Genomic DNA, 6,922 nt, shown 5'->3' with positions numbered 1-6,922 from the left:
CGGCTACAAGGGCCCCATGGGCGATGCCGAGTACGACCACCTCATCAGCCTGCAGGTGGGCGGCGACCCGAACGATCCCCGCAACCTGTGGATCGAGCCGCCGGACCCGGGCCACAAGACGGGCGGCGGGGTCAACAACCGCAAGGACCCGGTGGAGACGAAACTGCACACCGCCGTCTGCGCCGGGAAGGTCACCCTCGCCGCCGCCCAGCGGGCCATCGTCACTGACTGGACGACGGCTCTCAGCAGCCTCGGCCTTGGCTGACAGCCTCGGTGTCAGCGTGGTCGGTCAGATAATGGCGCATCCGAGTAATCTCAATTTCGCCTGTTTTGTCACCCTGATTAATAACCGCTGCGCAGGCCACGGGCCGCGCAGACAACTTACTGACGGGTATGGGCAGTTGATCGATCGCTGGGGGTGAGGTCGAGGTCGGCAGGCCGGGCGACCTTGCCGCCGATGTGCTCGAAGCAGTCGAACATGCCGGTCGCTCCCCAGCTGTTCCGCGACGAACGCGGCTACCCCCGGGCCTGGATGTAGGGGTAGGCCAGGCGGGGGCCGAGGACGCGTTCGAGGGAGGGGTGGATCTGGGAGAGCAGGCCGCGCAGCCGGTTGGTGGTGCGGTTGACCTCTCCGGCCAGGTCGTTGTCGTAGCCGGTGAGCATCGTCAGCTCGGCCAGTACCTCGTCGTCGCGGTCCACCGCGCGCAGGGTGTGCGGCATGGTGCGGGCAGTCTCGGCGATCACGAACGCGTCCCGGGCGTCGATCTTGGCCTCGCCCGGGTGCAGGTCGGCGGCCCGCCGCATCGACAGCCCGGGCAGGTAGGCCACCCGGCAGCCGGCCGCGCGGGCCACCGTCAGCGGCAGCGCACCGATGTTGGCGACCTGGTCCACGATCACAAGGACGGTCCCGAACTTCGCCACCAGCCTGGTGAACAGGTCCAGCAGTTTCGGCTCGGTGTTGGGCAGCCGCTTGTCGTGCACGGTTCTGCCGTTCTCGGTCCGGCCGTGGGCGTGGTGGAACTCCTTGCCCAGGTCCAGGCCGAGGAAGAGATCTATCGCGGTCGTGTCGACCATCCGCGTGTGCCCCTCACCTCTCGTCTCCTGAAACTCCCGGCCGTCCCTGCGGCACCACACGCCGGCAACCACGTTACGCAGACATCCCCACCCTCAAGCGGCCCGGCATTGCGCCGGACCAGGCGGTCGTCAGGCCCCTCATCAGCGGTCAAGCGGTGCCCCGAAGCCCGGCGGCAACACCCCCCAGGTCATCGACTTCGACAGGGGGCAAACAGCCATACCGGACCCGGGGGCCAGGCGCCCCATTGCGGGGCCACGAGAAAGGTAACGGGGCGGTATCCGCGAGGTTCGAGCCACAGGCACCGGCCTGTCGCGCACGTCGCGCGGGTTCTCGACATCCGTCCCGAGGCTCCGCGCGACGGGGTGGGACGGGTCTCGGCTGAACGCGTTCATCGTCTGGTGAGCGGGAGGCTGAGGACCCCGCGGTCGTGCCCGACGATCAGGTCCGGACCCGCGGTGGCCAGACAGGTGAGCACCACATCCAGGGCGATGTGCCCCACCGCGCCGGTCTCCGGTTCCCATACCCGCAGCCGGTGACCGTGACGGGTGCCGGTGACCAGGACCGTGCGGCCGCCGTGCAGGGTGGAGGCGGTGATGACCGGCAGGCCCCCGGTGCCTGTCGAGGCGGGCAGACCGTCGCCGACCGGGGCACCGGTGGCAAGGTCCCACAGCATGACCACGCCCTGGTTGTCTCCGGTGGCCAACATGGTTCGGTCGGGTGTGGGCACAGCCGCCACGGTTACCACCCGGTGGTCGGCATCGGCGAGGGCACTGGCGCTCAACTGCACGGCCGCGCCGTTTTCCCAGGGGTCCTCGACGGCCGGGTCCCACACATGAAGGCGGCCCGCGGTGTCCGCGGCCGCGATCAGTGTGTGGCCGGCGGCGATCGGGACGGCGGCGATCGACTGGATCGGACTGCCATAGGGGTTGAGGCGCCCGACGCACTCACCGGTTTCCGGATCCCACAGCCGGACCGCGCCTCGGGGGGTGGCGGTGACGAGCAGGGTGCGGCCGTCGGGGACGATCGCGGTACACATTCCGGTCACCCCGCCAGGCCAGTCCCCGGCCGGTTCGCGGATCGGCTGCCCGGTGACGGGGTTCCACAGGGCGATCGTCCCGGTGTCGCCTCCGCTCGCCAGAAGGACGCGGCCGTCGGGCAGGGGCAGGGTCGTCATCGAGCGGATACGGTCACGATGTCCTGGCAGCGGGGCATGGACAAGCCGAGCGTCGGCCACGTCCCACAGGCACACCACGCCCCTGTCCCCGGCGCCGGCCACGAGCGTCGGCCGACCCGGGCAGGACACCACCGCCAGCGCGTCGACACCCCCGGATGAACCGGGCGCCGAATCGGAGAACACCGACATACGGCCCCAGGGGGTGCCGTCGGCCGCGAGCACCGCGTTCCCGTTCTGCCGGAACCGAGTCGCCGCTTCACCTGTTCGTCCGGGCGCCGTCGACTCCACCGTGGCGGCCGACTCGTCGGAGTCCGCCCGCGCCTCCGTCGGACGGTGCCGGGGGCTCGCACCGGCCGGGTTCTCCGCCAGGCCGTCGGCGATCGTCCACGTCCGCTCGCAGTCCCAGCAGCGGAAGTCTCCGGTGAGCGCCATCAGTTGGCGGGCCAACTCCCTTGCGTCCTGTTGCGGAGTGCCCGCGACTGCGACCATGCCGACGACCAGACACAGGACGGCTTGCCCCGGTGTTTCGGGGGGTACCCCGGCCATCGCGACCTCGCGTGCCACCCGCAGGAAGGGCTCCCACTCCTCTCCCACCGCTTCCTCGCGCAATGCTGCAGCGACCTCGCCCCAGGTATGTCCTCCCTGCCTGACATGGGCGGGATCAGGGAGCCCCGGAGCCTCGGCGGGCGGACGTGCCGGGTCGACGAAGAAGTCGGGGATCTCGGTATCACTCTCGCACGCGGGACATATCAGCAGGAGGTCAGCTTCCCGGGGATCGGGGAACCGCCACAGCGCTTCGCCCATGTGGTGGCCGGCGAAGGCCACGCAGGCGAGCACGAGGTGGGCGCAGACCTGCGGAGCAGTATCGGCGGCAAGGAGGCTTCGGGTGGCCGCCCGCTCGGCCAGACGCAGTGCGGCGCCGAACCCCGTCTCGAGATCGGCCGGGACGGGGGGCCTGTCCTCCGCGGTCACGATGCATCCCAAGTCCACCCAGAAGTCGGCGGTCTGTCCCGGAGGCAGGGCCGCTGCCGCCTCGACGAGATGCGGCAGAGCGGCATAGGCCCCGTCGAAGACGGTCCCGTCGTCCATCAAACCGCCGGCCAGGTACGTCCAGGTCTGCCTCCATCCATCGCCGCTCCCGGCGACAGCCGCGGAGGACAACTGCTCCAGGAGTGCTTTCACCTCTTCGACCTTCACACCGTCGAGGTCAAGCCAACGAGGGCTGTGCAAGGGCAGCTTCGGAATCATGGAACGAGTCTCGCAGGCAGCACTGACAATCAGGAGGCTGCCCCGGATCAGCTCATCGTCCGATCGGCGACGACTGCCACGGAACGGGGCACGATCCGCTCCAGGGCCGGCAGAACAGGATCCCAGTCGCCCGCAACCCTCACGACCTGCGCGGCGAGCCTGCGGGCGTGGGACGGCTCGGACAACTGCACGAGTGCGGCCAGGGCGCGGGCTCGTGTCGCGCGGTGGGCGATCGAGCGGGTGAGAGCCTCGGCCCGCGCGTGATCGCCGTGCCGGGCCGACTCCCGGACGACCGCGACCAGTGCCTCGCCCTGCGCCCAGCGGTCGTCGATCGAGTGGACGAGAGCCTCGGCCCGGCCTGAATCGCCACCCCGGGCCAGCTCCCGGACCACTTCGATCAGCGCCCTGTCCTGTGCCCTGCGGTCGTTGATCGTGTGGGCGAGAGCCTCGGCACCGCCCGTGTCACCGGACCGGGCCAGTTCTCCGAGGATGTCGGCCTGCCGCGCCACGGACAGATCGGGGTCGAGACGGCCGGCGAGGGCCATGGCCCGCTCGACCTGCCCATGCCTGGCCAGCAGGAGTGTCAAGGACCTCAGCAGAATGTCGTGATCACGGCCGTCGCCGGTCTCGAGCAGTGTCTCGGCCCGGTCGGCAAGGGCCAGGACCACGTCCTGGTCGGCGCTGTGAACGACCGCGTCCAGCACACAGGCCATGTCCCAGGCGTCGAGCGGGGATCCAGGAGGGAACGGGCGAACGGCGGCCTCGTCCAGGTCTCCTTCCGGGACCACCATGTGCTGTTCGGCGGCTTCGCCGAGCGCCCACCCGCATACCGTGCCCCCGGCGCCGACGGCCGGTCCGGGCGGGGTGCGCAGGAGAGCATCGAGCCGGTCAAGGTCTCCCGCCAGCGCCTCACGGGCCAACACCACCGCCAGGGGCCGTGGTTCGGACCACCTTGTCGAGTCGCGGGAGCGGGTGATGTCCTCCACGCGGTCGGCAAGTGCAGCGGCCCGGTCATGGTCGCCGCTGGCGACGGCCACCTCCACGAGGAGGGCGAGCACCTGTTCCGTCCCGTCGGCGGCGTAAGAACTCACCACGTCGTCGGCGCGAGCGGCAAACCTGAGCGCCTCGTCGATGTCGCCGCTGTCCGCCACCGCCTTCGCCAACAGGGCCCAGGCCCACCCCCAGTTGTGCGGGTAGCGGATCCTCTCCGCCAGAGCGACGGCCCGGTCACGCTCACCGGCACGGGCCCACGCCGGCACGAGGGCGACCAGTGCCTGGTCCCGCACCTGCCGTAGGGGAATCGACTCGGCCAGCGCCTGAGCGCCGCCCAGGTCTCCCGCGCCCGCCGCGGCCTGCACCAGCTCCAGTAGCTCCGTACCCTGCTTGAGCTCGTCACTGATCGTGTACGCCAGCTCAGCCGCGCGGACGAGGTGGCCGGTGCGGGCAAGCGCCCTCGGGAACCACCCACTGGTGAGACCGGTGCTCGATTGCCTGCCCACCGACAGCCGCAGAAGGGTCAGCAGGCAGGGCTCGAACCCCCCTTGCGCGATGTCCCTTCCCACGTCGTTCTCGGGTGCCAGGCCGCGACGCAGCTCCCGTTCCCGCGTCATGAAAAGCTCTGGCCCCCACTGGGCCAACCCCTCTGACATGCCTGGTGCCCCCTTGGCGAAGCCCCTCAACTGCGCACCCGCGCAGGCGGCCCAACAGTAACGGGGCCCCGACCTGACGGAGTCTCACCAGTGGCCTGGCCGAGACGCTGGTCCCGTTGGTGCGCAGGAGGGCGACAGCGCGCCCGCGCAGCTGAATCGCCGCAGAGATCCACGCACCCGCTGAGCCAGTTATTTCAACAGGGCAGCGGTGAACATCTCGTGGCTTTCAGCTCGGACATCAGCTTCGACGATGCCTCGGCTGTGTGATTTCCCCGATGCGGTGATCCCCAAGAGCATCTACAGTCGTCTCGGTCACATTTCTGGGGGGCGTATGAAATATCGAATGCTGACCGCGGGTGTGGTGAACCTGCTTATGGGAGACGCGGAGACAACTCCGAAGGGCATCGAGACCACCGCCCTGGAAATGGTCCGCACGGGCCGACTGCAGGGTGAAGAGAAAGCCGACGGTACGGTGACCGTACGGATCGTCCCGCAGACCGCCGACTCGGCGCCGCTGCGGCCCGTCGAGGAACTGGTGGTCGAACGGATCCGCCGGCGCTGCCGAGGCGGTGTCGACCGCGTGCCGATCGGCGCCCTCGGGCCGGGCGACGGCGACGAGTTCTGGGTATGGTGGCGCGGCTTTCAGGACAGTGTCCGCAACGAGGCGACCGCTCTTGGCCTCATGCGGCCGGCCCGGAACAAGTACGTGACGCTGCTGTATCGGGGTGCGGCCCTCGCGGCCTGGTTCGGCGCCCTGTGGGCCGGCGTTTCGTTCAGTCCCGAATGGGTGCGGGTCATTCTCAAAGCGGTCCTATTGCTCAGCCTGTTGGGGCTGGTGCGGCTGTCAGACGTCCCGCTCGAATCCGGGCCCAGGTTGACGGCCGCCGGACGGCAGGCCGCGCGCGAGTGGCGGGTCCACGACCGCGCTGGAGAGCATCGGCTGCCCAAACGCCAGGTGGGAGCGGCTGGTCCCGAATCGGCGCTTCCCGTACGCGAGCCGCAGCGGATCTGGTCCTCGTACGGCAGATCGTGGCACGTCGTGGACGCCGGGCCGCTGGATACCCCGCGCTGGGGACACCTGTGGCAGTTCGTGGTGCTGGCCGTGACCGTGTGCGCCGCCTTCGTCGCCGCGGTCGATGTGACCCTGACCGCGCGCCCGCCGTTCGGCTGGGAATGGGACACCGTTCCGGTGCTCACCGGCGTACTGCTGTGGGGCCTGTGGCTGCCGGCCCGCCGTCGGGTCCTGGCGGTTCCCGACGAGTCGAGCTTTCGCGGTGCCGTCATCTCGCGCTGGGACTACGACACTCACCACGACGACCCGTACACGGATGTCACGCACTACTGCTGCTCCGTCGAGGACCCGGCGACGCGGAAAGCCTGGTCCTTCGAGGTCGACCAGTGGAGCCGACCGATGTTCTCACGCGAAGGGAACCCGGAGCTCAAGGACCGGTTCCGGGTAGGGGACGTCGTCGATGTCCACTGCAGCCCGCGTCGGCGCAAGATCCATCAGATCAGTGTGGTCGAGGCCGTGTCGCGGACCGACTGACGATCAGATCCACTCTCCGGCACGCACGCAGCCGCTAGAGGTGGGGGTCCCGAGACACCTGCGGCCTGAGCGGGTCCTGTTTGCGGCTGAGGCTCTGCGCGGCGTCACCGATACACAGTCCGCCCTACCCTGAAACCATCCCTGATCTTGCGTGGGTATCCCCGGCTTCAGCCGGGGAGGGAAACGCATCCTCGGCCCGGAGGCGCGAAGCGCCGGAGTTCACTGCGTTG

General features: G+C 69.8%; 3 protein-coding genes and 2 pseudogenes. 2 read left to right on the top strand and 3 right to left on the bottom strand.

What is annotated here, in order from left to right:
* Nucleotides 1-265, top strand: a pseudogene (locus ACFVWD_RS56655) (hypothetical protein); the annotation flags it as partial.
* 266 nt (nucleotides 266-531) lie between these two features.
* On the opposite strand, the pseudogene ACFVWD_RS56650 reads toward ACFVWD_RS56655, so the two are convergent.
* From ACFVWD_RS56650 to ACFVWD_RS56640, 3 genes and pseudogenes are all read right to left on the bottom strand, one after another.
* Nucleotides 532-1,074 (bottom strand): annotated as a pseudogene (locus ACFVWD_RS56650) (IS110 family transposase); the annotation flags it as partial.
* Between the two features lie 389 nt (nucleotides 1,075-1,463).
* Nucleotides 1,464-3,497 carry a WD40 repeat domain-containing protein gene (locus tag ACFVWD_RS56645; RefSeq protein WP_389606886.1) on the bottom strand — a complete coding sequence of 678 codons (2,034 nt, stop codon included), beginning with the start codon at nucleotides 3,495-3,497 and terminating at the stop codon, nucleotides 1,464-1,466.
* A gap of 47 nt (nucleotides 3,498-3,544) precedes the next feature.
* Complete coding sequence (locus tag ACFVWD_RS56640; RefSeq protein ID WP_389606884.1) at nucleotides 3,545-5,107, bottom strand: hypothetical protein; 1,563 nt, start codon at nucleotides 5,105-5,107, stop codon at nucleotides 3,545-3,547.
* Nucleotides 5,108-5,489: 382 nt separating this feature from the next.
* On the opposite strand from ACFVWD_RS56640, the gene ACFVWD_RS56635 reads away from it, so the two are divergent.
* On the top strand, nucleotides 5,490-6,692 hold the full coding sequence (locus tag ACFVWD_RS56635) for a DUF2207 family protein (RefSeq protein ID WP_389606883.1): 1,203 nt from the start codon (nucleotides 5,490-5,492) through the stop codon (nucleotides 6,690-6,692).
* The last annotated feature ends 230 nt before the right edge of the window (nucleotides 6,693-6,922 follow it).

Source organism: Streptomyces sp. NPDC058086 (assembly GCF_042885015.1).
Taxonomy (GTDB): Bacteria; Actinomycetota; Actinomycetes; order Streptomycetales; family Streptomycetaceae; genus Streptomyces.
Note: the sequence above shows the minus strand (reverse complement) of the source record. Positions and strands in the feature narration are given on the sequence as shown.